Below are 24,840 nucleotides of genomic sequence, written 5' to 3'. Positions count from 1 at the left end.
TCTGTCGCAAGGCAGTCATCGTCGTCACTCCTGTTGTATGACCCACGTGGGTCAATCAACAGTGTGGCCCGATGAGGCGAAAAACGTGGTTCGTCGACAGCTACCGCGAAGCGGTTTAGTTCAACAGCGTATTAGACGGCGCGTTTTATGATTGAATGAACGTGCTGGCACTTTTTTCCGGCAAATATAGCCTGCCCGATTCTCCCAAGCCCATGATTCTCTGGGCTATTAATTTCCATTAGGCCGTATAGCCAAAATTCATGCTCCTGCTGCATTTCCAAGAATGACCGCTTCGGGTCCTGGCCGTGTGAAAACAAAATAAAACTAGTCTGACTCAAGAGTCTTCCCCTTCAGCTGCCCGTTGGCCCCTTCTGAGCCATGGCTACGATAATCGCCGACCGCTGCTGTTGTGAGATGTGACAATTATAGAATCATCAGAAACCAACTACATTCGTGATCACGGCCCTAGAAGGCAGAGAAAAAAAGGGCTGTTACGCCCTCGCAGCCCTCATCAACACACTGACTCCCAAGATCTTTATGACGCGCTTCAGGTTGTACGCCAATACATGAAGACTCATTTCTGTGCTCACATTTCTAAACCGCTTTGTCGTGAAGTGTGTCGCCCCCATCCAAGCCTTGAGAGTGCCAAACGGATGCTCCACGGTTTGTCGCCTTAGGCGCATCATCTCTGGATTCCAATCGAGACGTGACTGTGCAGCTTCAAGCACATCTTCATGTTCCCAACGCTTGATCCGTCGTTGCTTGCCTGTCGTGCATTTTTCTTTCATGGCGCAGCTTGCACATGCTGAGCTCCAGTAAGCATGGAGTTTCATTCCTTTTTCTATCGTTTCATATCGCCATATGAGCCGCTGACCAGCAGGACAGGAATATTCATTGCTTTCAGGGAAGTATTGAAATGCGCCTCTTGGAAAAAAGCCCTTTGCCTGGTTGGGCGATGTCATCGGCTTGGGGAGATAGGTAGTTATCCCTTCCTTATGGCAGTCGAGAATTTCCTCACCTTTAAAGTAGCCTCTGTCAGCCACGACCTTCAGCTCATTGATGCCAGTGGCTTCACGAGCTTGCTTCGCCATATTGAAGAGCTGCCCCCGATCATGCCCGACGTTGGTCACCTCATGGGCCACAATCAGATGGTGCTGGCTATCAACAGCTGTCTGCACGTTGTAGCCTACTGTCCCGGTGCCTCTGCCACTGGTGGCCATCGCCCTGGCATCTGGATCCGTCAAAGATACTTGCTGATCGGGAGATTGTAGCCGCTGTTCCTCAACTGATTGTAATCGTGTCGTTTCTTCCCTTAGCTTTATAATTTTCTCCTTTAGATGTTTCGTCTTAGCCTCGGCCAGGGCGGGCTCCGAGCGATCGGCTGCATCTAGCTGACCGAGGTACCGGTTGAAGCTTTCTTCGATCTGCTCAAGGCGACGCTTCATCTTGGTCGCTGTGAAATTGCGATTACGGTTGTTGACGGCTTTGAACTTGCTGCCATCGATGGCCACGATGGCTTGAGAGAACAGTTCCAGTCGCCGACAAAGCACGATGAACTCTCGACACACACAGCGGATGGCATCGCCATTGTCCTTTCTGAAGTCTGCAATCGTCTTGAAATCCGGTGTCAGACGCTCTGTCAGCCACATCAGCTCGACATTGCGCTGCGTCTCGCGCTCTAGGCGGCGACTCGACTGGATGCGATTGAGGTAGCCGTAGATATAGAGCTTCAGGAGTACAGCGGGATGATAGGCGGGCCTACCTGTTGCATGCGGATCGACGCCCTTGAAACCAAGTCCTCTAAGATCGAGACCTTCTATGAACGCCTCTATGGCACGGACAGGGTTATCGTCTGCGATGAAATCGTCTAAAAGCGCAGGGAATAACGTACTTTGATTTCGGGCCTCGCCTACCACGAATCGCTTCATCACTATTTCCTCAGCGAACCTCGTCAAAGTATAGCGACCATCACGTTTTCACACAGCCTCGGTCGAAAGCAGCCATCTAATAATGCCTCATGACAACATCAGGTATAACACACCGTCACGCCTTGACGCCTTTACCACTTCATCCACCAAATTCACTTAACTTCAAACTATCAGACATTGTTTACCACCGTCACTAGCCATTAGTCCCCTTTGCTCGTGCTTTTTTTCACCTTCGCGCCTCTAAACCAAACGCGGTAAGCTTGGCGGCAACGCCGCTGTTGAGTACATGCTTGATATGACTACCCACTGGATACTCGGCCCAGGTGCCATTGGCCGCCTGCTGGCCCATTCACTGTCTCCCATAGCGGCCACCACGCTACTCGGTCGCCGTGCGCTGCCTGTGCGCCAGATGCTGACCACGCCGGAGGGTGAACAGCGCGTGCTGCCGTTAAACTCGTTGACGATAGCTCAACTGGCATCAAACACGCCTGAACCGCCCGCTTTTGTGCATATCACTACCAAAGCGATGGTGGCTGAGTCGGCGTTGGCTGGCATTACTGGCTGTATTTCCCCTTCTACCCCGCTAGTGCTGTGGCAAAACGGTTTTTTGGCGCAGCCGCGTATTACCCAGGCCTGGCCGGGGCCGGGGCCGGTGTTGTGCGCGACAACAACTGAAGGTGCTTATCTAACCGGTGATGATGGCGTGGTGCATGCGGGGCGTGGGCATACCTTTTTGGGCGATTTAAATAACCACCACGGCGCTCTAGCGGAAGAACTGGCGCAAGTATTAACCCAGGCAGGGCTTGCCGCCACAAAGGTGAGTGATATTCGCCAACGCTTGTGGCAGAAGCTGGCGGTGAACGCGGCGATTAACCCACTGGTGGCATTGAATAGCGTACGTAACGGCGAGTTGCGCGGTGAAGCTTATGCGGGCCGGATGGTGGCGGTGGTAAAGGAAGTCGCGGCGATTATGCTGGCCGAGGGCATTGCGCCGCCCAATGATGACAATGGTGAAGATGAGTGGTTGGCGTTGGTGTGGCAGGTGGTGGAGAACACGGCAAACAATAAGGCTTCGATGTTGCAGGACGTGGAGGCCAAACGCCCCACCGAGCGCGGGGCTATATTGGGGCCGTTGATTGAGAGTGCCCAGCGCCATGGGTTAGCGTGCGAGGTTTTGCAGGCGCTGAATAATGAGTTGGCGGAGGTTGAGGCGAGCTTTTAGGCATTACCACGCGTTTAGGCATTACCACGCGTTACCCCATTCCTACATTGTACAGGCTTAATGGCTTAGCACCGGGTATAGCGACGCGATTAACAGCAAAGCCATGGTGATATTGAATATGCGATAACGACGGTGGCTGGTCAGCCATTGGCGCACCATGATGCCCAATCAAGCCCATACCGAGATAGCGGGAAAGCTGATAATGGCAAACACACTGGTCACCATCAGCACCGAGAAGATCGATTTGTTGGGGGCGTAGAGCGTAATGGCGGAAAGGCCCATGGCCCAGGCTTTGGGGTTTACCCACTGAAACGCTGCGGCTTGTAATAGCGTCATCGGACTACCTTTATGATTGCTCTCGTTGAGAGGTGCGGCTGTTGCGATTTTCCAAGCTAACCACAACAAATAGCCCGTCGAGAGGATGCTTAGCCATGTGTTGAGTACCGGATAGGCTTCAAATAGCGCCATTAAACCACCGCCCACCACCAGCGTTAGCCCACTCAACCCCACCACTATGCCGAACATATGGGGCAGCGTTTTTTTAAAGCCGAAGTTGGCGCCAGAGGCCAGCAGCATCAAGTTGTTAGGGCCTGGGGTTACCGTCGTGACAAATGCAAACGCTGCCAGCGCTGCTAAAACCGACGAGGTCATTGCGCCTCTCCTTGCGTTTATGAGTAGTTAGAGAGGAATTTTACGAGCTTCAAGGCGCAACTTTTGATTTAATCACACCCTCTTTTCACTATTTATGCAACAAAACATGAAGATTGACGCGATTGATCGCAGAATATTGCAAGTACTAAAACAGGACGGAAGAATCAGCAACGTGCAACTAGCTCAGCGCGTTGATCTCTCTCCTTCTGCCTGTTTGCGGCGAGTTCAAGAGCTTGAAAAAAATGGTGTAATCAAGGGTTACCGTGTCGTAACCTCACCTGAGCACATGGGCAGAGGTTTTGTGGCCTATGTCACAGTGGGCTTATCGTCACACACCAAAGCTGCCCAGGAGGGGTTTGAGCGAGCCATGTTGGTGGCCCAGGAAGTAGCTGAGTGCCATAACATTGCAGGCTCTTTTGAATATCTGCTGCGAGTGGAAACCAAAGACCTCAGCAGCTATAAGCGTTTTCATACCGATGTACTTGGCACCCAAGCCCATGTGAGTGCCATCTCTACCCATATTGTGATGAATTCTTCAAAGGATGAGCGAGGCTAACCCCCACTCTTCCATCAAAGCCTGCTATTTACGTAACAGGAATCACCACCACTTTTTGGTAGGCGGGACGTTCAGCGATTTGTTGGTACCAGCGTTCTAAATGGGGGCGCGGCTGCCAGGTTAAGCCGATATGCCATAAGTTGTAGATAAAGGGTGCAACGGCAATATCACCCAGGCCAAACTCATTGCCCGAGAAGAACGCTTGCTTGGCCAGCACGTTATCCATCAACTCAAACAGCTCTTCACACGCCTGCATACCCGCTTCAATGGCAGCGTTATCGCGTTTTTCAGGTGGGGTTCTGACATAGCCCATCAGGATCGTACGGTGCCTGGGTGACAGGGTGCTGTTTGACCAATCCATCCACTTTTCTGCCTGCGCCCGTTCGGCGGGGGCTTCGATCCATAGCTTGCTTTGCCCGTACTGCGCGGCAAGGTAGCGAATAATCGTATTGGATTCCCAAAGCACGCTGTTGGTGGCGTCATCTTTGAGTAGCGGTACTAGCCCGGTGGGGTTCATGGCCAGGTATTCCGGAGTGTTGTTGACCCCGTGCTCCAAGCCAGCCTGGATCTGCTCAAACGGCAAATCCAGCTCTTCTAGCACCCAGCGCACTTTTTTGACGTTGGTGGAGTTATTGCGGCCCCAAAGCGTGATCATGGCAGTCCTTGTATATGAGCAGTTTCTTTAAGTTTGCCCGCCCTTGAGATCGGAGACAAGCTGTGGCTTTGGTGGGATAGCTGGGGCGGCTTCGCCGCCCTCTCGCGGGTGCCTCGTTTCTCGCTGCGCTCGCTACTCGTTACCACGCGCTACAAAACCTATTCACCACTCACCATTTACCATTCACACCTCACACCTCACTCTTTATCCTGATAAAACTGCATCAGGCTTGAGAAGTCGAGTTTACCGTTGCCTTTGGCTTTATGCAGGGTGAACAGTGAGCGGGCGGCGGAGCCCATGGGGACTGCGGAGGCGCTTTGCTGACTGACATCCATAGCGAGGCCTAAGTCTTTGATCATCAGGTCGACCTGGAAGCCACCCTGATAGTTTTTGGAGGCCGGTGCGTTTTCCATGACGCCTGGGAAGGGATTGTAAACATTGAGCGCCCAGTTACCGCCGGAGCTCTGCTTCATGATTTCCGAAAGCACCGCGGGATCAAGGCCGTTTTTGACGCCCATATTGATCGCTTCGCAGGTGCCCGCCATCAGGATAGAGAGCAGCATATTGTTGCAGACTTTGGCCACCTGCCCTGCGCCATGGTCTCCGGCGTGGAAGATATTTTTGCCCATGGCTTCCAGCACCGGCTTGGCCTGCCTGAACTCGGCCTCGCTGCCGCCCACGATAAAGGTCAAGGTACCCGCTTGAGCGCCGCCTACCCCACCGGAAACCGGCGCATCTACAAAGCCAATCCCCAGCTTCTCGCCCTCTTCTGCAACGCCTCGGGCAGTGGCCCCGTCAATGGTAGAGCAGTCGATGACCAGCGCCCCCTGCTTGATCACTTCAAATAGCGGCGCGTCGTCTTCAATATATAGCCCGCGTACATGCTTTCCTGCGGGCAACATTGAAATGATAAAGTCGGCATCAGTGGCGGCTTCCTGGGCCGAAAAAGCCACTTCGCAGCCGTTGGATTTGGCGATCTCCAGCGCGTCTTCTGAAAGGTCAAAAGCGCGAACGCTGAAGCCTACTTTGGCTAGATTGGCGGCCATCGGGCCACCCATATTGCCCAGGCCGATAAATGCGATGGTGTTCATTTTATTATCCTTATTAGCCGGTAATGGGAAGATTATATTAGCGTAGATCCGCCAGCGGATTTTGCGACCATGCGGAAGATAGTAGCTCGTTGATAAAGCTCTCCTCTACCGAGGCCACATCGGGATACGTCCAGTTCGGTTGCCCGTCTTTATCGACCAGCAGTGCGCGCACGCCCTCGGGGAACTCACGGTGTCGGCAGCACTGTACCGAGAGGGACATTTCGGACTGGAACACCTCTGCCAGCGACATATGCTTGGCCCGCTTTAGCTGCTCATCAATCAATTTCACTGACACTGGGCTACCGTGGGCCAGCGTTTTCTGTGCCTTGCCAAACCACTTATTGTCGCTTTTTACCGCCGTAATAGCGGCGACAATTTGCTCCACGCTGTCGTGATCCATCAATTCGCGAATCAGCGGTGAGTGCTGGTATACGGGCGCTTCCATCTCAGCAAATACAGGCTGGGATGTTTGCTCAAGCTCACGCATGATGCGGTTAACCACCCCGTTGGCATCGGTATTCTCACCGGCTCCCCATTGTGCGTCGGTCAGTTGCTGCAGCATGGCATCACGATGGTGGCTGGCGATACAGCGGTCAGCCAAACCTAGATGCACGGCATCTGGCGCATTGATCTGGCAGCCGGTCATGGCTAGAAAGCGCCCTGCGCCGTTGGGAAGCCGGTTTAAAAACCAGCTGGCGCCAACATCCGGGTAGAGGCCGATAGTGACTTCCGGCATTGCCAAACGCGAGGTCTCGGTCACGACACGGTGGCTACTGGCGCTTAACAGCCCCATGCCACCGCCCATCACAATACCATTACCCCAGCAGATCACCGGTTTTGGATAGGTATGGAGTAGAAAATCGAGCCGATACTCGGTCTCGAAAAAGCGCTCGGGGAAGCTGGGGTCGCCCTCGCCGGTAATCGTTTTATACAGATTCACCACGTCGCCACCGGCACAAAAGGCTTTTTCGCCAGCGCTATCCAGCAGCACCGCGACCACCCGCTCGTCGGTGGCCCAGTCGCGAAGGCGCGGCAGCATCTCTTCACACATTTCAAGCGTTAAAGCGTTCAGCGAGCGCTCGGCATTGAGCTTAACCTCTGCAATCACGTGGCCGTCTTGGGTGGCGTGTTCAGTAAACAGTACGCTGCTCATTGGCATTCCTTATCCGTCGCTATCGTTTCCACCGTTATCTTATTCATCGTCATTTACAGCTCGGTGGCGCCATCTGCCAGCACCCGGCGGGAGATGATCAGCCGCATGATTTCGTTGGTGCCTTCAAGAATCCGGTGTACCCGCGTATCGCGCACGTAGCGCTCCATGGGGTACTCCTTGATATAGCCATTGCCGCCGTAAAGTTGAAGCGCTTCGTCGCACACCTTGAAACCCACATCGGTAGCAAAGCGTTTAGCCATGGCACAGTAGGTCGGTGCATCGGCGTGGCCTGCGTCCAGCTTGGTAGCGGCCATGCGCACCAGCTGCCGTGCAGCGACCAGCTCAGTGACCATATCGGCTAAGCGGAACTGCAGCGCCTGGAACTCGGCTAAGCGCTTACCGAACTGTTTGCGCTCCAGCATATACTCCCGCGCTTTGTTGATCGCCTGCTGGGCGGTGCCGATAGAGCAGGTAGCAATATTGATACGCCCGCCGTCGAGGCCCTTCATGGCGATTTTAAAACCGTCGCCTTCATTGCCGAGCAGATGATTGGCGGGTACCCGCACCTCTTCAAAGGTAATCATGCGGGTGGGCTGGCTGTTCCAGCCCATTTTCTCTTCCTTGCGCCCATAGCTAATGCCGTCACTCTTGGCATCAACCGCAAACGCCGAAACGCCGCTGGCGCCCTCACCGCCGGTGCGCGCCATCACCACGAGAAAATCGGTGCTACCGGCACCGGAAATAAACATCTTGCTGCCGGTCAACACGTAATGGTCGCCATCGCGCTTGGCAGTGGTTTTCAGCGAGGCGGCGTCGGAGCCTGAGTTTGGTTCGGTTAAACAGTAAGAACCCAGCAGCTCACCCGTGGCCAGCCTTGCGCCCCACTGCTCTACCGCTTCCGGCGTACCGAAATCCGCTAGCATCCAGGTGACCATATTGTGAATGGTTAGATAGGCCGTGGTAGAGGTGCATCCCATGGAAAGCTGTTCGAAAATGATGCTGGCATCCAACCGCGAGAGGCCTAGCCCACCCACGCTTTCCGGTGCATAAAGAGAGCAGAAGCCCAGCTCGCCTGCTTTACGAATCACATCGACGGGGAAGAAAGAAGTTTGATCCCACTCGGCGGCGTGGGGCTCTAGCTCGTTTTGGGCAAACGCCCGCGCCATATCGGCAAAGGCGACCTGATCTTCGTTGAGTTCAAAATTCATGGCGTATCTCCGCAGATGCGCGTGCGCACTGCTGTTGTCGTTATAATTGACGTTAACGTTAACTTATCCATTTACCCGGCTACAAGCAACCTGCCAACGCTTGCGACCTTAGGCGTAGGCCTTATAAAAGAATCAAAAAAAGGGCGCCAAACGGCGCCCAAAATCGGACAGAGAGAGTGCTATTTAAAAAAAACGCTTACTTAAAGTTTTTGCGATACATCTTGTCCAGCTCACCGATTATTCCGCTACGGAAACTGAGTACACAGACCACAAAGATGATACCGAGAATAACGCTAACCCAATTCCCCAGCGGTGACTGCGCCAGGATATGCTGCAAGCTGACCACAATACCTGCGCCCATTAACGGGCCCAGCAAGGTGCCCACACCGCCCAGCAGGGTCATCAGAATTACCTCACCGGACATATGCCAGTGCGCATCGGTCAACGAAGCCAACTGGAAGACCACGGTTTTGGTGGAACCCGCCAAGCCCGCTAAACCTGCAGAGATGACGAACGCCACTAGCTTGTAGGCATCGGTGTTGTAACCTAGCGATACCGCGCGAGGCTCGTTTTCACGAATCGCTTTTAGCACCTGACCAAACGGCGAGTGCACCGTGCGTTGAATCAGCGCGAAGCCGAAGATGAAAATCGCGAACACAAAGTAGTACATCGCCAGGTTGCTGCTCAGGCTGATAAACCCAAACAGTTCGCCACGGGGCACGCCGTGCAAGCCATCCTCACCGCCGGTAAACGGTGCCTGTACAAACATGAAGTAGACCAGCTGGGCGATCGCCAACGTCACCATGGCAAAATAGATACCCTGACGCCTGATGGAGAGCACCCCAAACACCACTCCAAGCAGCGTGGCTAGAACAGTCCCGGCGATAATACCCAGCTCAGGCGTCAGCCCTGGGTAGCTTGCCAACAGGTAGCCGGTTACGTAACCACCAGTGGCCAAGAAAGCCGCATGGCCGAAAGACAACAGACCCGCATAGCCAAGCAACAGGTTGAACGCACAGGCAAACAGCGCAAAACAGAGCACTTTCATCAAGAACACGGGGTAGGCCAAAAACGGCGCGACCAGACCCACCACGATTAGCGCCAGATAGAACATATTGCGGCGAAACTTGGCCCGCTTTTGACGTTCCAGTACCGCGGATGGCGCCGCCATTGATTGAGATTCTGCCATGTTCATGCCTCCTTACCGAACAGCCCAACGGGGCGCAACATGAGCACGAGGATCATGACAAGAAAGATCACCGTATTAGAGGCTTCGGGGTAGTACACCTTGGTCAGCCCTTCGATGATGCCCATGGAAAGCCCGGTAATAATGGCACCTAGAATCGAGCCCATCCCACCGATGACCACCACCGCAAACACCACGATTAACAAACTCGACCCCATGGTCGGCGATACCGGATAGAGCGGCGCTGCCAACACGCCGGCAAACGCAGCAAGACCAACCCCAAACCCATAGGTGAGCGTGATCAGCAGCGGTACATTAACGCCAAACGCCTGCATCAACTGCGAGTTCTCAGTACCTGCGCGAAGGTAAGCACCCAACCGCGTACGCTCGATCATAAACCAGGTAAACAGGCACATCGCCAGCGCTGCCACCAGTACCCAGGCGCGATATGTCGGTAGGAACATAAAGCCCAGGTTCAAGCCGCCCTGGAGGATCTCCGGTGTAGCGTAACGCGCCCCGGAAACACCGAAGAAGTTGACCAGCGTGCCCTCAAAAATCAACGCCAAACCAAAGGTCAGCAGCAGCCCATAGAGGTGATCCAGATGGGCGATCCTGCGCAGCAAAAAGCGCTCTAGCAGCACACCGAAAGCGCCGACCACCAACGGCACCAATATGAGCGCCAGCCAGTAATTAATGCCCAAATAGCGAAAGCCCAACAGTGCGGCGAAGGCCCCCAGCATGTATTGCGCCCCATGGGCAAAGTTGACGATCTTCAACAGGCCGAAGATGACCGCCAGGCCCAGGCTAAGCAGTGCGTAAAAGGCGCCATTCACAAGACCCAGCGTTAGCTGGCCCATGAAGACGGCCATTGGCACGCCGAATATCATCGTCATAACGCGACTCTCCTCGCCCTCAAACAGTTGGCGGCAACTTGCCGCCAACCGGTTCTACACATCACTTGCGATGGCTATCTGGCTCAAGCTCAGCCGGGAAATTAGTTTTGCACCAATTTGCACTGGCTTTCAGATAGCGGGCGGTAGGCTTCTTCGGCGGGAATGGTGCTGAGGATTTCGTAAAGATCCCACTCACCGGTGGACTCATCCGGCGTTTTAACCTGGGCCAGGTACATGTCGTGGATCATGCGGCCATCTTCACGAATGCTGCCGTTGCGGGCAAAGAAGTCCTCAATAGGCATCTCGGCCATTTGTGCACGTACGGTTTCAGGGTCGTCGGTGCCAGCGGCTTCAACGGCTTTCAGGTAGTGCATGGTGCTGGAGTAGATACCCGCTTGAACCATGGTCGGCATGCGGCCTACTTCATCGAAATAGCGCTGTGCCCATTCGCGGGACTGCTCATCCATATCCCAGTACCAGCCTGTAGTTAGCAGCAGGTTCTGAGTGGCTTCCAGGCCAAGGGCGTGAACGTCATTCAAGAAAATCAACAGGCCTGCTAGCTGCTGCCCAGATTGAGTCAAGCCAAACTGGCTGGCCGTCGTGATCGCGTTAACGGTATCGGCACCGGCGTTGGCCAAGCCAATAATTTTCGCGCCGGAGCCCTGAGCCTGAAGAATGTAAGAAGAGAAGTCGTTAGTCGGGAAGGGATGACGAACGCCGCCCACAATTTCACCGCCGCTCTCTTCCACTACTTTGGTGACGTCAGCTTCAAGCGCATGACCGAAAGCGTAGTCTGCGGTCAGCATAAACCAGCTGTCGCCGCCCTGCTCTACGACGGCTTTGGCGGTACCGTTAGCGAGCGGATAGGTGTCGTACACCCAGTGGATGTGGTTAGGAGTACAGTGTTCGTTGGTAATGCTAGAAGCCGCCGAACCGGACACGATACCCAGGCCATTGTTCTCTTCCAGCACTTTGGTCACCGCAATGGACACAGAAGACGCTACTAAGCCGCCCACCATATCGACGTTATCCTGATCGATCCAACCACGCACGGTATTCGCGCCGACGTCAGCGCTGTTGCGATCATCTGCACTGGAAATAACGATGGGCGCGCCATCTACACTGCCGCCAAAATCGGCCACCGCCATCTCCATGGCGGTTAAGCCGCCGGGGCCTGCGAGGTCGCGATAAGTGCCGGACATATCGGCCAGGTACCCAATGCGGACTTCACCATCACTCATATCAGCCTGGGCGGTAGACACAGCTAGGCTTGAAGCGGCCGCGACGGCGATACTGGCGGCCAGCGTTTTTTTCATAAAGGTCATATTCGTCTCCTGGCCCGGAGGCCTTTGTTGTTGTGTAGTCTTTGAGCTGTCGTGAAAGTGCGTACTGCAAATTACTGATTAATATTATTGTTTTGTGAGCAGCGAAACTGTTGGCGGAATGAACATTTAAGTGTCTAGCCGTGTGTTATACCCCTAGCATTGAGTTGAGATGTTCCCGACGCGATGGCAGCTGCGCGGCGCTGATTTCTTCGACAATCTGACCGTGATCCATCACGAAGTGGCGATCCGCAAGCGGCGCCGCAAAGCGAAAGTTCTGCTCCACAAGCACAATGGTCATACCGCGCTCTTTCAACTGAACCAGCACTTCGGCAAGTTTCTGCACTATCACCGGGGCCAACCCCTCGGTAATTTCATCGAGCAGCAGCATGCGCGCGCCGGTGCGCAAGATGCGCGCCATGGCTAACATCTGCTGTTCACCCCCGGAAAGCCGCGTCCCCTGGCTTCTACGCCGTTCATAAAGGTTCGGAAACATGGCGTAGATTTCGTCCAGGCTCATACCGCCGGAACGCACAGTGGGTGGAAGCAATAGGTTCTCGTGCACATCCAGGCTTGCAAAAATACCGCGCTCTTCCGGGCAGTAACCCACCCCGAGACGCGGGATATGGTGCGGCTTCATATGCAGCGTTTCATTACCGTTAATCACAATAGAGCCCGTTCTGCGCCCCACCATGTTCATGATCGATTTCAAAGTGGTACTTCGCCCGGCGCCGTTGCGGCCCAGCAGCGTCACCAGCTCGCCACGCTTCACATCAAAATTGACGCCGTGCAGGATGTGCGACTCGCCATAAAAGGCGTGTAGATCCTGCACCCGCAGCATTTCCAGGCTTTGCGTGTTTTCAACCGGCGCTTCGGCCTCAGCGATATTCATACGACAGCTCCCTCTTTTTCAGAACCATCCTCTTCCGCGGCATCGCTGCCCATATAGGCTTCGCGTACCAATGGATTCCGAGAGACAGCGTCGTAATCGCCCTCAGCCAAAACAGCGCCTCGCGCCAACACGGTGATGCGATCACATAGGCGGCTAACAACGCTCAGGTTGTGCTCCACCATTAATACGGTGCGCCCCTGGGAGACACGCTTAATCAGCGCCACGATGCGGTCAACGTCTTCTGCGCCCATGCCTTGGGTAGGTTCATCAAGCAGCATCATGGTGGGGTCGAGCGCAAGCGTAGTGGCCAGCTCAAGTGCTCGTTTACGACCGTAGGGCATTTCTACCGTTAGCGTATCGGCATATTCCCGCAGCCCCACTTCTTCCAGTAGTTCAAGCGCGCGCTCATTAAGGTGATCCAGGGATTTCTCAGATTTCCAGAAATGAAACGAGGTGCCCAGTTTTCGCTGTAGCGCTACCCGCACATTCTCCAGCGCGGTCATATGGGCGAATACCGCAGAAATCTGAAACGAACGCACCAACCCTAACTGGGCTATTTCGTTGGATTTTTTACTGGTGATTGAGTTGCCGCGATACAAAATATCGCCGCGGGTAGGCGGCAGAAATTTGGTCAATAAGTTAAATACGGTGGTTTTACCCGCACCATTGGGGCCAATCAGTGCGTGAATATGCCCTTCCTGTACCTGGAGATTGACATCGTCCACGGCGGTGAAGCCGCGAAACTCTTTGGTCAGCCCTCGGGTTTCGAGGACAGGTCCCTGAAGGACATCGTTTGCACTCATAGAGTGGCAAGCCTCTTATTGTTGTTGTGCTAATTCTTTACAGGCATGGCAAAAGCGGCTGCTACTGCCTTACCTGAACGTAAGGTGTATGTGCAAACTAGCAACTGTCGCTATAGCAATACAATTACAACTTTGGTCTATCGAGGACATTATCCTGAATTAACAACTGCTTTCAAAATATAAATATCAACGACTTACCTAATTTCAACGCTTTTCAACTGCTAGCAACAATTGCTTTACGTTAACGTAAACTTGTTTTAGCCTCAGTGGCAGTGTTCCATAGGAGTCATATATTGGGAACAACGCCTTATTGAGAGAACGTCACCATGAGCAAAACTTACTCGATCAGTGAACTAGCCAACGAGTTTGATTTAACCACCCGTAGCATTCGCTTCTATGAAGATCAGGAACTGCTCCACCCTACGCGCCGCGGGCAAACCAGGGTTTACAGCAGCAAAGACCGTGTACGGCTGAAGCTCACCATTCGTGGCAAGCGACTGGGTTTTTCATTGGCAGAGATTCGCGAACTGTTCGAGCTTTGGGACGAAACCCGCAGCGGCAGCAAAAAGCAGCTGCATCTAATGCTTAGCAAAATAGGCGAGCGCCGTGCGGCGCTGGATCAACAAATGAAAGACATCACCATGGTTCAGCTAGAGCTTGAAAGCGCTGAAATCCGCTGCCGCCAAGCGCTCGAAGAACTACTCGAGAAAGAGCCGCAAGAAACACAAACCGAAGAAGAGCACGCGAGTTCGGCCGATAAAGCCTCAGCCCCCTCTTCCGCCACTATGCACTGACGCGTCCGCCAACTCGATTAGCCGACACAGCTACGCCAGCCCAGATGGCTAATTACAGATAGCAAACACAAATAATCAGCACAGGTGATTGACCATGTTTTCACACTACTCAGAACTCAATTTTGGCCTCGAAGACGAACTGAACATGTTACGCGAGCAGGTCAACGCCTTTGCTGCCAGCGAGATTGCCCCCCGTGCGGCCGAAATCGACCGTAACAACGAGTTCCCTAACGACCTGTGGAAGAAGTTTGGCGATATGGGGCTATTAGGGATTACCGTCTCGGAAGAGGATGGCGGCAGCGGCATGGGCTATCTTGCCCACTGCATCGCCATGGAAGAGATTTCGCGAGCCAGCGCATCGGTAGCGCTCTCTTACGGCGCCCACTCCAACTTGTGCGTTAACCAGATCAAGATCAACGCCTCCCCCGAACAGAAAGCCAAGTACCTCCCCAAACTGATCAGCGGCGACCATGTGGGCGCTTTGGCCATGTCGGAACCCGGCGCAGGCTCGGATGTTGTGTCGATGCAGCTGCGTGCCAAGCAGAATGGCGATCACTACATCCTTAACGGCAATAAAATGTGGATCACCAACGGCCCCGATGCCGATGTGCTGGTGGTGTACGCCAAAACAGATCCAGACGCCGGTTCCAAAGGCATCACCGCGTTTATTATCGAAAAGGGCATGCCCGGTTTCTCTACCGCCCAGAAGCTCGACAAGCTGGGTATGCGCGGTTCCAACACCTGTGAACTGGTATTCCAGGACTGCGCCGTTCCCGCTGAAAACATTCTCGGTGAAGAAGGCAAAGGCGTACGCGTATTGATGAGCGGGCTGGATTACGAGCGCACCGTGCTTGCCGCTGGCCCGATCGGCATTATGCAGGCCGCCATGGATGTGGTGATGCCCTATATCCACGAGCGTAAACAGTTCAACCAGTCGATTGGTGAGTTCCAACTGGTGCAGGGCAAAGTGGCGGATATGTACACCACCCTGAACGCCTGCCGCGCCTATTTATACGCTGTAGCCGGTGCCTGCGACCGTGGCCAAACGTCCCGCAAAGACGCTGCCGGGGTGATTCTCTACTGCGCCGAAAAAGCCACTCAGGTCGCGCTGGATTCCATTCAGCTACTCGGCGGCAACGGCTATATCAACGAATACCCCACCGGGCGCCTGCTACGAGACGCCAAGCTGTATGAGATCGGCGCGGGCACCAGCGAGATTCGGCGGATGCTAATTGGTCGCGAACTCTTCACCGAAAGTCTTTAATTAAATTCAGCAGGGTCCTGTCATGAGCTCCATTTCCACTCAGATCAACCCGCGTAGCGATGTATTTCAGGCCAACGAAGCCTCAATGCTCGGTGAAGTGAACAAACTGCGTGAACTGACCGCTGCCGTCGCCCAGGGTGGCGGCGCCAAAGCCCGCGAGCGTCACGAAAGCCGCGGCAAGCTGTTTGTACGCGACCGCATCGATCACTTGATCGATGAAGGTTCGCCGTTTCTAGAGTTTTCAGCCCTTGCGGCGCATAACATATACGATAGCGAGATCCCTGCCGCTGGTGTGGTCACCGGTATTGGCCGTGTTTCCGGCGTGGAGTGTGTGATTGTCGCTAACGACGCCACGGTGAAAGGCGGCACCTACTTTCCGCTCACGGTGAAAAAGCATATTCGCGCCCAGGAGATTGCCCGCAAGCATCGCCTGCCGTGTATCTATTTAGTCGATTCCGGCGGCGCCTTTCTGCCCCGCCAGGACGAAGTCTTCCCCGACCGCGACCACTTCGGGCGCATTTTCTATAATCAGGCGACCATGTCGGCTGAAGGCATCCCGCAAATCGCCGTGGTGATGGGGTCCTGCACCGCGGGCGGCGCTTACGTACCCGCCATGGCGGATGAGTCGATTATCGTTAAAGAGCAGGGCACGATTTTCCTGGGTGGCCCGCCCTTGGTGAAAGCCGCCACCGGTGAAAGCATCAGCGCTGAAGACCTGGGCGGTGCTGATGTTCACGCCAAGGTCAGCGGTGTCGCCGACCACTACGCAGAAAACGATGCTCATGCGCTGCAGCTAGCTCGCGCCTGTGTGTCGCGGTTGAACTGGCAAAAGCGCGGCAAGCTGGCCATGCAGGCACCCAAGCCACCCAAACTTGACCCTGCTGAGCTGTATGGGATTGTCGGCACCGACCTGAAAAAGCCCTACGACGTGCGCGAAGTCATTGGCCGCATCGTCGATGACTCCGACTTTGACGAGTTCAAACGCTACTACGGTGAAACCCTGGTCACCGGCTTTGCGCATATTCACGGCTACCCGGTGGGTATTGTGGCCAATAACGGCGTGCTGTTTTCCGAAAGCGCGGTGAAAGGCGCGCACTTTATCGAGCTCTGCGCTCAGCGCAAGATTCCGCTGATCTTCCTGCAGAACATCACCGGCTTTATGGTCGGCTCCAAGTACGAACACGAAGGCATCGCCAAGCACGGTGCCAAGCTGGTCACCGCCGTAGCCTGCGCCAAGGTACCCAAATACACCGTCCTGATTGGCGGAAGCTTCGGCGCCGGTAACTACGGTATGTGTGGCCGCGCCTATGACCCTAACCTGCTGTTTATGTGGCCCAACGCGCGCATTTCAGTGATGGGCGGCGAGCAGGCGGCGGGCGTCCTGGCCCAGGTTAAGCGCGAGCAGCATGAGCGCGAAGGCCGCGAGTGGAGCAAAGCGGACGAAGAAGCCTTTAAGCAGCCCACCCGCGACCAGTACGAGCATCAGGGCCACCCCTACTACGCCAGTGCCCGCTTATGGGATGACGGTGTGATTGATCCGCTGCAAACCCGCGATGTCCTTGGGCTCTCTTTAGCTGCCGCGATGAACGCAGAAATCGAAGAGACGCGCTTCGGCGTGTTCCGGATGTAAGGGGGTCTTACCATGGCTTACTCAACGCTGAATATAGAAGAGGGCGTGGCGCGCCTGACCTTAAACCGCCCCGAGGTGCATAACGCTTTTGACGACAGCCTGATCGCTGAGCTAAACGCGCACCTTGACCAGTTGCATACGTTGGCCGAATCAGGCGATGTGCGCGCGGTAGTGCTGGGTTCAGAAGGTAAAAGCTTCTCGGCCGGTGCCGATCTGAACTGGATGAAGCGCATGGTCGATTACGACCTGGAAGATAACGTCGCCGATTCCCGCAAGCTCGCCGCGCTCATGCACGACCTGGATACGCTGCCCTGCCCTACCGTCTGCCGTGTGCAAGGCGCCGCCTTTGGCGGCGCGGTGGGTTTGGCCGCTTGCTGCGATGTGGTGATCGCCTCAGGCAAAGCCAAATTCTGCCTGTCGGAAGTCAAAATTGGCCTATCGCCCGCAGTCATCAGCCCTTACGTGCAGCGAGCCCTGGGCGAGCGACAGATGCGCCGCTATGCGCTAACAGCAGAAGTTATGGACGCCGAAATAGCGCTCGCGCTGGGTTTAGTCCATCTGGTGGTGGAGCACGATAAGCTAGACGACGAAGTGGATGCCATGCTGGCCACCCTGTTAGCCGGCTCGCCCCAAGCCCAGCGCGCCACCAAAGCGCTGATGGCCAAGGTCGCTCAAGCGCCTGACAGTGACGCCACCCGCGAACATACCTGTCAGGTGATCGCCAAACTGCGGGTAAGCCAAGAAGGGCAAGAGGGTTTATCCAGTTTCTTTGAAAAGCGCCGCCCCGCCTGGGCCGATTCTAATAACACACCCCACGCTTCGGAGCGTCGCTCATGAGTCATTCACCCCCTATTGAAAAAAACGAAAGAACCGAAAAAGCCGCTCGCACGACGCCTTTTGACACGCTTCTAGTCGCCAACCGCGGTGAAATCGCCTGCCGCGTGATGCGCACTGCGCGCCGTATGGGCCTGAAAACCGTCGCGGTTTACTCTGACGCCGATGCCAGCGCACGCCACGTGCGTGAAGCCGACGAGGCCGTTCGTCTGGGGCCTGCCGCCGCCCGGGAAAGCTATCTCAATATCGATGCGGTGATCGAAGCTGCCAAGCGCACCGGCACCGGCGCGATTCACCCCGGTTACGGCTTTCTTTCCGAAAACGGTACCTTCGTCAAAGCCCTTGAAGAAGCGGACATTACCTTCGTTGGCCCGCCCGCCTCGGCCATTGCCGCCATGGGCGACAAATCCGCTGCTAAAGCGCGTATGGCCAATGCGGGCGTGCCGCTGGTGCCGGGCTACCATGGTGACGATCAGGACGACGCCCTGCTGCGCAGCGAAGCCGACAAAATCGGCTACCCGGTGATGCTCAAAGCCAGCGCCGGCGGCGGTGGTAAAGGGATGCGCGTGGTTGAGTCTGGTGATAGTTTTCAGGCCGCATTGGATGGCTGCCGCCGTGAATCCAAAGCTGCTTTTAGTGATGACCGGATGCTGATCGAGAAGTATCTGGTGCAGCCCCGCCATGTGGAAGTGCAGGTATTTTGCGACCGCCACGGCAACGGCGTTTACCTATTCGAGCGGGACTGCAGCGTTCAGCGGCGCCATCAAAAAGTCATTGAAGAAGCCCCGGCCCCCGGCATGACGGCAGAGCTGCGCAGCGCTATGGGCGATGCCGCGGTGCGCGCCGCCCAGGAGATCGGCTATGTGGGCGCAGGTACCGTCGAATTTTTACTAGACATTGATGGTTCGTTCTACTTTATGGAGATGAACACTCGCCTCCAGGTCGAACACCCCGTCACTGAGATGATCACCGGCCAGGATTTGGTCGAGTGGCAGCTGCGCGTCGCCATGGGCGAGCCGCTGCCTTGCACCCAGAACGAACTAACGATTACCGGCCATAGCTTTGAAGCGCGTATCTACGCCGAAGACCCAGATCAGGATTTCCTGCCCGCTACCGGCCTGCTCACTCGCTTTGCACTGGATTTAGAAGGCGCTGGTCTAAGCGGCGACCAGGTACGTTTAGATAGCGGTGTAGAGAGCGGCGATGCGGTGTCGATGCACTACGACCCCATGCTCGCCAAGCTGATCGTTCACGGTGCCGACCGAGATGCGGCGTTGGCCACGCTTAACCGCGCACTAGCAGCGCTGGACGTTCAAGGGGTTGTCACTAATCGCGCCTTCTTAATGCGCCTGGCAACGCATCCGGGCTTTAAGAACGTGGAGCTGGATACCCGCTTTATCGAGCGCAACGAAGCGACGCTGTTTGCTCCCCGCACTTACAGCATGGAAGCCTACGCCAGCGCGGCGCTGATTGGCCTGAATCAACTTGCCCAGGAGTGCGAAAGCGACTCGCCATGGGATCGCCACGACGGCTTCCGACTGAACGCACCGCATACCATTCGCATTGCCCTGTGTGACCCGGCAAGTGCGCAAGCGCCCGATAGCGATGAAGCGGTGGTGATTGTTGAAGGTAAACGCAGCCCTGGCGAGTCACTGTGGAATCTTACTATTGGTGATGAAACCCTTACCGCGAGTTTGCAGCCGCTCACCGGCGATGCGGTAGCGGTTACCTTGAACGGCCACCGCCGCCGCCTGCAGGCCCGCCGCGACGGTCATGTAGTGGTCATGGCCGACCCCAGCGGTGAAACCCGCCTGTTCTGGCGGCGCATCGATGCCATTGATCACGGTCACCACGAGGCAGAATCCACGCTAACCGCACCCATGAACGGCACGGTCGTTGCATTGCTGGTAGAGCCCGGCGTTAATGTTGAAAAAGGCATGCCGCTAATGGTGATGGAAGCCATGAAAATGGAGCACACCATGACCGCTCCGGCGGACGGCAGCGTGGAAACCTTCCACTTCCAGGCCGGCGACACCGTGAGCCAAGGCGCCGTGCTGCTCGACTTTGCGGCCAACGAATAGGAGTCACTGATGCCATTGCCTACCTCTGTAAAGCTGTTTGAAATGTCGCCCCGTGACGGCCTGCAAAACGAGCCCGGGGCCATTGTACCCACCGGGACTAAGATTGCTCTGATCGAGCGGCTTGCTAAAGCAGGTATCACGCACATCGAAGCCGCCAGCTTTGTATCACCCAAGTGGGTGCCACAAATGGGCGACGCCGTTGAGGTGATGGCGGGCATCACACGCCAGCCAGGCGTGGTGTACTCCGCGCTGACACCCAACCTAAAAGGGCTCGAAAATGCGCTAACCGTGGGCGTTGAGGAAGTCGCGGTATTTGGTGCGGCGTCTGAGGCTTTTTCGCAAAAGAACATTAACTGCTCCATTGCTGAATCACTGACCCGCTTTGAGCCGGTGTTAGAGCGCGCCCGAGAGGCTGGCGTGCGCGTACGCGGCTACGTCTCCTGCGTATTGGGCTGCCCCTACGAAGGCCAGATAGCCCCCGCCAAAGTGGCTGAAGTGGCCAAGGCGCTTTATGAGATGGGCTGCTACGAGGTGTCCCTGGGCGACACCATTGGCGTCGGCACGCCGCTGGCTGCTAAACGCATGATTGAGACGACGCGCCAACAGGTGCCCATTGAGTTTCTGGCCGCTCACTTCCACGACACCTACGGCATGGCGCTGGCCAATCTTTATGCCGTCCTAGAAGAAGGCGTTAGCGTTATTGATGCCGCTACCGCGGGACTTGGCGGTTGCCCCTATGCCAAGGGTGCTTCCGGCAACGTAGCCACTGAAGACGTGCTCTATCTGCTGGAAGGGCTAGGGATTGAAACGGGCATCGACCTACAGGCCGTGATTGAAACCGGCTACTGGATCACCAACGAGTTAGGCCGCAAGCCCAGCTCCAAGGTGGCCCTGGCAAAAGGCTCTAGCAGTTAAATGAGACGTGAATAATAAAAATTAAAAGCAGCGAGTTATCCCCTGCCTTCCCGTTCGGACAAGAAAAATATCGGAGAGATACACCATGGCATCACCTGCTCTTACCCAACCCAGCTACTCCAGCAGCATGGCTGACAAGCCGCTTCTTGGCATGACGATCGGCGATAAATTTGACCAAATCGCGACGCAGTATGCTGAAAATGACGCGCTGATCGTACTGCATCAGAACATTCACTGGAGCTATCGCCAGCTCCAGGAAGAGGTCAACCGCTGTGCCCGTGCGCTGCTCTCCATCGGCGTCAATAAAGGCGACCGTGTGGCCATTTGGGCACCCAACTGCAGCGAATGGACGTTGACTCAGTTCGCTACTGCCAAAATCGGTGCCATTCTGGTCAACATTAACCCCTCTTACCGCACCCATGAATTGGAGTACGCACTAAACCAATCCGGCGCGCGCTTCTTGGTCACCGCTAACAACTTCAAGAGCTCTGACTACAGCGCCATGCTGTATGAGCTTGCACCCGAATTAAAAGCCAGTAACGATGGCGAGCTGAAGTCGCAAAAGCTGCCCGACCTTGAGTGCATTATTAATTTAAGCAGCGAAAAGCTCAGCGGCATGTGGCGCTGGTCTGACCTGATGAAAGAAGCCAATAAGGTTAGCCAAACTGATGTTGACGACCTCCAGGCGACGCTGCAGTTTGATGATGCGATCAATATCCAGTACACCTCCGGCACCACAGGCTTTCCTAAAGGCGCGACGCTTTCCCACCACAACATTCTCAATAACGGCTTCTTCGTGGCAGAGAGCATGGGCTTTACCAGTGAAGACCGCCTGGTGATTCCGGTGCCGCTTTACCACTGCTTTGGCATGGTGATGGGCAACCTGGGCTGTGTGACCCACGGCGCGGCCATGATTTATCCCGACGAGGGCTTCGACCCCGGCAAAGTGCTGAAAGCCGTTCACGAACAGAAAGCCACCGCGCTTTACGGCGTGCCGACTATGTTTATCGCCGAGCTGGATCACCCGGATTTCCCTGGCACCGATCTCTCATCCCTGCGCACCGGGATTATGGCGGGCTCGATCTGCCCTGCGGAAATCATGAAGCAGGTCATCAACAAGATGAATATGAAGGGCGTGCAGATCGCCTACGGCATGACGGAAACCAGCCCGGTCTCCACTCAAACGGGTGCCAACGACAGCATTGAGAAACGCGTTTCCACCGTGGGCCGTACCCAGCCTCACTTAGAGAACAAAATTGTCGACCCTGGCAACGGCGGCATTCTGCCTCGGGGCGAAATCGGCGAGCTGTGTACCCGCGGCTATAGCGTAATGCTGAAGTACTGGAACAACGATAAAGCCACCGCCGAGGCCATCGACGAAGCGGGCTGGATGCACACCGGCGATCTGGCCACCATGGATGAAGAGGGCTACATCCAGATCGTCGGCCGCATCAAAGATATGGTCATTCGCGGCGGCGAGAACGTCTATCCCAAAGAGATCGAAGAATTTCTCTACGCCCACCCGGCGATCTCAGAAGTACAGGTCACCGGCGTGCCCGACAAGAAGTATGGTGAAGAGCTGATTGCCTGGGTGAAACTCAACAGCACCGCGGGTGACGTCACCGGTGAAGAGCTGCGCGAGTACTGCAAAGGTAAAATCACCCATTTCAAAATTCCGCGCTACTTTAAGTTCGTTGACGAGTTCCCGATGACCGTCACCGGCAAGATTCAGAAATTTAAAATGCGTGAAATTTCCATTCAAGAGTTGGGCTTGGATCAAGAATCGTAAGCGATGACCCCTTCCAACCCTTTAGCCGATCATTATCAGCGCGCCCTGCGCGCTGATGAGGTATTGGCACAGATTGATAGCCACTATCCCGCAGGCCCCACGCTGCATCAACTGGCTCCCTTGGATCAGTTGCATATTGGCGGCGTGGCAGCCTCTACACGGCTGCTGGAACGGCTCAACCCTGACACCCAAAGAAAGGTGCTGGATATTGGCGCTGGGCTGGGCGGGCTAATGCGCCAGGGTGCTTCACTCGGTTTTCAAATGACGGGGCTGGATATCACCCACGGTTTTAGTGCGCTCAATAAATCGCTGAGCTTACGGGTCAGTCAGCCAGACGCCCCACCGCTTGCCTGGGTAACGGGCGATGCTTGCGCTCTGCCCTTTGCGGATAACAGCTTTGATGCTGTGCTGTTTCAGCACAGTCTAATGAATATGCCCGATGTTCCCGTGGTAATCGCTGAAAGCCGTCGTGTTCTGCGCCCAGGCGGGCAGATAGTGATGCACGAAGTCGTCAACGGCCCCAACTGGGCGCAACTTCGCTATCCAGTGCCTTGGGCAGCCGACTCCAAGCACTCCCATATAGTTACCTTGGTTGAACTGACTCGACTGCTTGAAGTGGGCGGCTTTCTACTTGAACACGTGGACGACTGGAGCGAAATGGCCTTGACATGGCGCCAGCGCCAACGGCAAAAAGAGCAAGCGTCACGGCAAGCGGTGCTGTCCCCCCAGTGGGTATTTGGTGAGCGCTTTATCACTATGGGTAAAAATTTAGTTGATAACCTAGCCCAGGACGCAATTAAAGTGGTGGAAATCCAAGCCAGTTGCTAATCTGAATAGAATTGCTTTTTCCTCTCTACCCATGGCTATACGACAACACTTGGGTATGTACCGATAGGTGTAAGAGAAATGCCAATCAAACGCTTGGCAAGCACCCTGCTCTGCTGCTCCGTTCCCTGGTTTAGCAGCTACGCCGACGATACCCCGCCGGTGATGGCTTATACCGCACCCAATAGCGAGCTCATGCAGCTTGATAATGGCGTTATCTTAGAAGGCAGCGACCTTCAAAGCCTTGATAACTATACCAGCGGTTTTCGAGTAACCGCAGGCTACAGCCCCTGGCGACTCCCCCAACTCGATATTGGCGCTGAAATTGCCTACCGGGAAAGCGACGAAATCTCCACTTCCTCCGGTGTTAATCCGCTCATCATGGATACACTCAGTTTGGGTGGCGCCATTGTTGCCGGAGTTCGCATGGGCGCCTTCAGCGTCTATGCGAAGTCCGGCATCACAGAATGGCGTGGTGAAAGCGACCTGGAAGGCGCCGATGAAAGCGGTACTGCATTGCTGCAAGGGTTCGGCGCCACGGTAACGATCAACCGACTCGTCAGTCGCCTAGAGTATGAACGCATCGACGCTCCAACCCTCAGCCACCTCAATATGCTAAGTGCCTCGTTGCATCTTCCGTTCTAACGCCCAACCTAAATTAAGTTAAATTCGCTTTTCTCTGGTTACCCATCGATTTGTAAGAAATGGCTTAAAATTTTGTAAGCCATTTCTTACAAGCGTGTAAGCCATTAACGCTTCGTGCCCTCAAGGGGTTGCGCTTCAACTCTGCCTCGCTATTCTGACCGCTTCTCATTAGCAGTTAATGATCCAAGGAGCGGAGCGATGGCGGACAAAACGGGCCTGCAATTTACCCTGACCCTACCCGGGGCCGATGACACCGCCGTGGTGCGCTTTACCCATCGCGAGGCGCTGTCTGAGCCGTTTGCGCTCTCGGTTGAGTTTGCCAGCCGCACCCACGACCTGTCGCCCAGCGACTGTTTGGATCAAGAGGCCACGCTGACCATTTGGCAGGACGGCGAGCCGCTACGCCGCGTGCATGGGATGATTTCAGAGCTTCACCGCGGCGATAGGGGGCACCGCCGCAGCTTTTACCGGGTCGAGATCCGCCCCGCTCTGTGGCGGCTATC

23 protein-coding genes are annotated in these 24,840 nt (G+C 55.4%); 12 read left to right on the top strand and 11 right to left on the bottom strand.

Features of this window, described 5'->3' with window-relative positions:
- Nucleotides 1–491: 491 nt before the first annotated feature.
- The gene (locus E0L35_RS24330; RefSeq protein ID WP_022519788.1) at nt 492–1,928 is read right to left on the bottom strand and encodes an IS1182 family transposase; all 1,437 of its coding nucleotides are present in this window, start codon (nt 1,926–1,928) and stop codon (nt 492–494) included.
- Nucleotides 1,929–2,223: 295 nt separating this feature from the next.
- On the opposite strand from E0L35_RS24330, the gene E0L35_RS24325 reads away from it, so the two are divergent.
- A complete protein-coding gene (locus E0L35_RS24325) occupies nt 2,224–3,150 on the top strand; it encodes a 2-dehydropantoate 2-reductase (RefSeq protein ID WP_138801657.1) in 927 nt (308 codons plus the stop codon).
- 168 nt (nt 3,151–3,318) lie between these two features.
- On the opposite strand, the gene E0L35_RS24320 is transcribed toward E0L35_RS24325, so the two are convergent.
- Nucleotides 3,319–3,801: a LysE family translocator gene (locus E0L35_RS24320; protein ID WP_212751713.1), complete on the bottom strand. Its 483-nt coding sequence runs from the start codon at nt 3,799–3,801 to the stop codon at nt 3,319–3,321.
- 106 nt (nt 3,802–3,907) lie between these two features.
- Between E0L35_RS24320 and E0L35_RS24315 the strand changes: the two genes are divergently transcribed.
- A complete protein-coding gene (locus E0L35_RS24315; protein WP_053857078.1) occupies nt 3,908–4,357 on the top strand; it encodes an Lrp/AsnC family transcriptional regulator in 450 nt (149 codons plus the stop codon).
- Nucleotides 4,358–4,385: 28 nt separating this feature from the next.
- On the opposite strand, the gene E0L35_RS24310 is transcribed toward E0L35_RS24315, so the two are convergent.
- The 9 genes from E0L35_RS24310 to E0L35_RS24270 form a co-directional block, all read right to left on the bottom strand.
- Nucleotides 4,386–5,012 (bottom strand): glutathione S-transferase family protein, encoded by a 627-nt coding sequence (locus E0L35_RS24310; protein ID WP_138801656.1) that lies wholly within the window; start codon nt 5,010–5,012, stop codon nt 4,386–4,388.
- Between the two features lie 197 nt (nt 5,013–5,209).
- Entirely contained in the window at nt 5,210–6,103 is an 894-nt protein-coding gene (gene mmsB / locus E0L35_RS24305; RefSeq protein WP_138801655.1) for a 3-hydroxyisobutyrate dehydrogenase, read from the bottom strand.
- A gap of 37 nt (nt 6,104–6,140) precedes the next feature.
- Nucleotides 6,141–7,256, bottom strand: coding sequence for an enoyl-CoA hydratase/isomerase family protein (locus E0L35_RS24300; protein WP_138801654.1), 1,116 nt, complete (start codon nt 7,254–7,256; stop codon nt 6,141–6,143).
- Between the two features lie 53 nt (nt 7,257–7,309).
- Nucleotides 7,310–8,464, bottom strand: a complete 1,155-nt coding sequence (locus E0L35_RS24295; protein WP_138801653.1) for an acyl-CoA dehydrogenase family protein — start codon at nt 8,462–8,464, stop codon at nt 7,310–7,312.
- Nucleotides 8,465–8,660: 196 nt separating this feature from the next.
- The gene (locus E0L35_RS24290) at nt 8,661–9,653 is read right to left on the bottom strand and encodes a branched-chain amino acid ABC transporter permease (RefSeq protein ID WP_027959159.1); all 993 of its coding nucleotides are present in this window, start codon (nt 9,651–9,653) and stop codon (nt 8,661–8,663) included.
- 2 nt (nt 9,654–9,655) lie between these two features.
- Nucleotides 9,656–10,543 (bottom strand): branched-chain amino acid ABC transporter permease, encoded by an 888-nt coding sequence (locus tag E0L35_RS24285; protein WP_022523807.1) that lies wholly within the window; start codon nt 10,541–10,543, stop codon nt 9,656–9,658.
- A gap of 101 nt (nt 10,544–10,644) precedes the next feature.
- Nucleotides 10,645–11,868 carry an ABC transporter substrate-binding protein gene (locus E0L35_RS24280; RefSeq protein ID WP_138801652.1) on the bottom strand — a complete coding sequence of 408 codons (1,224 nt, stop codon included), beginning with the start codon at nt 11,866–11,868 and terminating at the stop codon, nt 10,645–10,647.
- A gap of 145 nt (nt 11,869–12,013) precedes the next feature.
- Nucleotides 12,014–12,757, bottom strand: coding sequence for an ABC transporter ATP-binding protein (locus tag E0L35_RS24275; protein ID WP_027959156.1), 744 nt, complete (start codon nt 12,755–12,757; stop codon nt 12,014–12,016).
- Entirely contained in the window at nt 12,754–13,560 is an 807-nt protein-coding gene (locus tag E0L35_RS24270; RefSeq protein ID WP_138801651.1) for an ABC transporter ATP-binding protein, read from the bottom strand. Before E0L35_RS24270 ends, E0L35_RS24275 begins: the two co-directional genes overlap by 4 nt.
- 326 nt (nt 13,561–13,886) lie before the next feature.
- Here E0L35_RS24270 and E0L35_RS24265 point away from each other — a divergent pair, with 326 nt between their 5' ends.
- The 10 genes from E0L35_RS24265 to E0L35_RS24220 form a co-directional block, all read left to right on the top strand.
- Nucleotides 13,887–14,354 carry a MerR family DNA-binding transcriptional regulator gene (locus E0L35_RS24265; RefSeq protein WP_138801650.1) on the top strand — a complete coding sequence of 156 codons (468 nt, stop codon included), beginning with the start codon at nt 13,887–13,889 and terminating at the stop codon, nt 14,352–14,354.
- 94 nt (nt 14,355–14,448) lie between these two features.
- Entirely contained in the window at nt 14,449–15,618 is a 1,170-nt protein-coding gene (locus E0L35_RS24260) for an isovaleryl-CoA dehydrogenase (RefSeq protein WP_041158353.1), read from the top strand.
- Between the two features lie 22 nt (nt 15,619–15,640).
- Nucleotides 15,641–17,248, top strand: coding sequence for a carboxyl transferase domain-containing protein (locus tag E0L35_RS24255; RefSeq protein ID WP_035578659.1), 1,608 nt, complete (start codon nt 15,641–15,643; stop codon nt 17,246–17,248).
- Between the two features lie 12 nt (nt 17,249–17,260).
- Entirely contained in the window at nt 17,261–18,085 is an 825-nt protein-coding gene (locus E0L35_RS24250; protein WP_138801649.1) for an enoyl-CoA hydratase/isomerase family protein, read from the top strand.
- Nucleotides 18,082–20,163, top strand: coding sequence for an acetyl/propionyl/methylcrotonyl-CoA carboxylase subunit alpha (locus tag E0L35_RS24245; protein ID WP_138801648.1), 2,082 nt, complete (start codon nt 18,082–18,084; stop codon nt 20,161–20,163). The genes E0L35_RS24250 and E0L35_RS24245 overlap by 4 nt, the downstream gene beginning before the upstream one ends.
- A gap of 9 nt (nt 20,164–20,172) precedes the next feature.
- Nucleotides 20,173–21,078, top strand: a complete 906-nt coding sequence (locus tag E0L35_RS24240; RefSeq protein WP_138801647.1) for a hydroxymethylglutaryl-CoA lyase — start codon at nt 20,173–20,175, stop codon at nt 21,076–21,078.
- Nucleotides 21,079–21,163: 85 nt separating this feature from the next.
- Nucleotides 21,164–22,867, top strand: a complete 1,704-nt coding sequence (locus E0L35_RS24235) for an AMP-binding protein (RefSeq protein WP_138801646.1) — start codon at nt 21,164–21,166, stop codon at nt 22,865–22,867.
- Nucleotides 22,868–22,870: 3 nt separating this feature from the next.
- A complete protein-coding gene (locus E0L35_RS24230) occupies nt 22,871–23,695 on the top strand; it encodes a class I SAM-dependent methyltransferase (RefSeq protein WP_009286456.1) in 825 nt (274 codons plus the stop codon).
- A 78-nt stretch (nt 23,696–23,773) separates the two neighbouring features.
- Nucleotides 23,774–24,337 carry a hypothetical protein gene (locus E0L35_RS24225; protein WP_009286455.1) on the top strand — a complete coding sequence of 188 codons (564 nt, stop codon included), beginning with the start codon at nt 23,774–23,776 and terminating at the stop codon, nt 24,335–24,337.
- A 198-nt stretch (nt 24,338–24,535) separates the two neighbouring features.
- Nucleotides 24,536–24,840: contractile injection system protein, VgrG/Pvc8 family (locus E0L35_RS24220; protein ID WP_249362184.1), on the top strand; the 305-nt coding region annotated here is incomplete at its 3' end.

Origin of the sequence: Halomonas sp. ATBC28, from assembly GCF_005937175.1 — a bacterium.
Lineage (GTDB): Bacteria > Pseudomonadota > Gammaproteobacteria > Pseudomonadales > Halomonadaceae > Vreelandella > Vreelandella titanicae.
This window is presented reverse-complemented; position numbering and strand designations above follow the sequence as displayed.

What these genes read in the sequence shown, in the direction of transcription:
- E0L35_RS24330 (WP_022519788.1), bottom strand. Translation starts at nt 1,928, where the DNA reads ATGAAGCGATTCGTGGTAGGCGAGGCCCGAAATCAAAGTACGTTATTC.
- E0L35_RS24325 (WP_138801657.1), top strand. Translation starts at nt 2,224, where the DNA reads ATGACTACCCACTGGATACTCGGCCCAGGTGCCATTGGCCGCCTGCTG.
- E0L35_RS24320 (WP_212751713.1), bottom strand. Translation starts at nt 3,801, where the DNA reads ATGACCTCGTCGGTTTTAGCAGCGCTGGCAGCGTTTGCATTTGTCACG.
- E0L35_RS24315 (WP_053857078.1), top strand. Translation starts at nt 3,908, where the DNA reads ATGAAGATTGACGCGATTGATCGCAGAATATTGCAAGTACTAAAACAG.
- E0L35_RS24310 (WP_138801656.1), bottom strand. Translation starts at nt 5,012, where the DNA reads ATGATCACGCTTTGGGGCCGCAATAACTCCACCAACGTCAAAAAAGTG.
- mmsB (WP_138801655.1), bottom strand. Translation starts at nt 6,103, where the DNA reads ATGAACACCATCGCATTTATCGGCCTGGGCAATATGGGTGGCCCGATG.
- E0L35_RS24300 (WP_138801654.1), bottom strand. Translation starts at nt 7,256, where the DNA reads ATGAGCAGCGTACTGTTTACTGAACACGCCACCCAAGACGGCCACGTG.
- E0L35_RS24295 (WP_138801653.1), bottom strand. Translation starts at nt 8,464, where the DNA reads ATGAATTTTGAACTCAACGAAGATCAGGTCGCCTTTGCCGATATGGCG.
- E0L35_RS24290 (WP_027959159.1), bottom strand. Translation starts at nt 9,653, where the DNA reads ATGGCAGAATCTCAATCAATGGCGGCGCCATCCGCGGTACTGGAACGT.
- E0L35_RS24285 (WP_022523807.1), bottom strand. Translation starts at nt 10,543, where the DNA reads ATGACGATGATATTCGGCGTGCCAATGGCCGTCTTCATGGGCCAGCTA.
- E0L35_RS24280 (WP_138801652.1), bottom strand. Translation starts at nt 11,868, where the DNA reads ATGACCTTTATGAAAAAAACGCTGGCCGCCAGTATCGCCGTCGCGGCC.
- E0L35_RS24275 (WP_027959156.1), bottom strand. Translation starts at nt 12,757, where the DNA reads ATGAATATCGCTGAGGCCGAAGCGCCGGTTGAAAACACGCAAAGCCTG.
- E0L35_RS24270 (WP_138801651.1), bottom strand. Translation starts at nt 13,560, where the DNA reads ATGAGTGCAAACGATGTCCTTCAGGGACCTGTCCTCGAAACCCGAGGG.
- E0L35_RS24265 (WP_138801650.1), top strand. Translation starts at nt 13,887, where the DNA reads ATGAGCAAAACTTACTCGATCAGTGAACTAGCCAACGAGTTTGATTTA.
- E0L35_RS24260 (WP_041158353.1), top strand. Translation starts at nt 14,449, where the DNA reads ATGTTTTCACACTACTCAGAACTCAATTTTGGCCTCGAAGACGAACTG.
- E0L35_RS24255 (WP_035578659.1), top strand. Translation starts at nt 15,641, where the DNA reads ATGAGCTCCATTTCCACTCAGATCAACCCGCGTAGCGATGTATTTCAG.
- E0L35_RS24250 (WP_138801649.1), top strand. Translation starts at nt 17,261, where the DNA reads ATGGCTTACTCAACGCTGAATATAGAAGAGGGCGTGGCGCGCCTGACC.
- E0L35_RS24245 (WP_138801648.1), top strand. Translation starts at nt 18,082, where the DNA reads ATGAGTCATTCACCCCCTATTGAAAAAAACGAAAGAACCGAAAAAGCC.
- E0L35_RS24240 (WP_138801647.1), top strand. Translation starts at nt 20,173, where the DNA reads ATGCCATTGCCTACCTCTGTAAAGCTGTTTGAAATGTCGCCCCGTGAC.
- E0L35_RS24235 (WP_138801646.1), top strand. Translation starts at nt 21,164, where the DNA reads ATGGCATCACCTGCTCTTACCCAACCCAGCTACTCCAGCAGCATGGCT.
- E0L35_RS24230 (WP_009286456.1), top strand. Translation starts at nt 22,871, where the DNA reads ATGACCCCTTCCAACCCTTTAGCCGATCATTATCAGCGCGCCCTGCGC.
- E0L35_RS24225 (WP_009286455.1), top strand. Translation starts at nt 23,774, where the DNA reads ATGCCAATCAAACGCTTGGCAAGCACCCTGCTCTGCTGCTCCGTTCCC.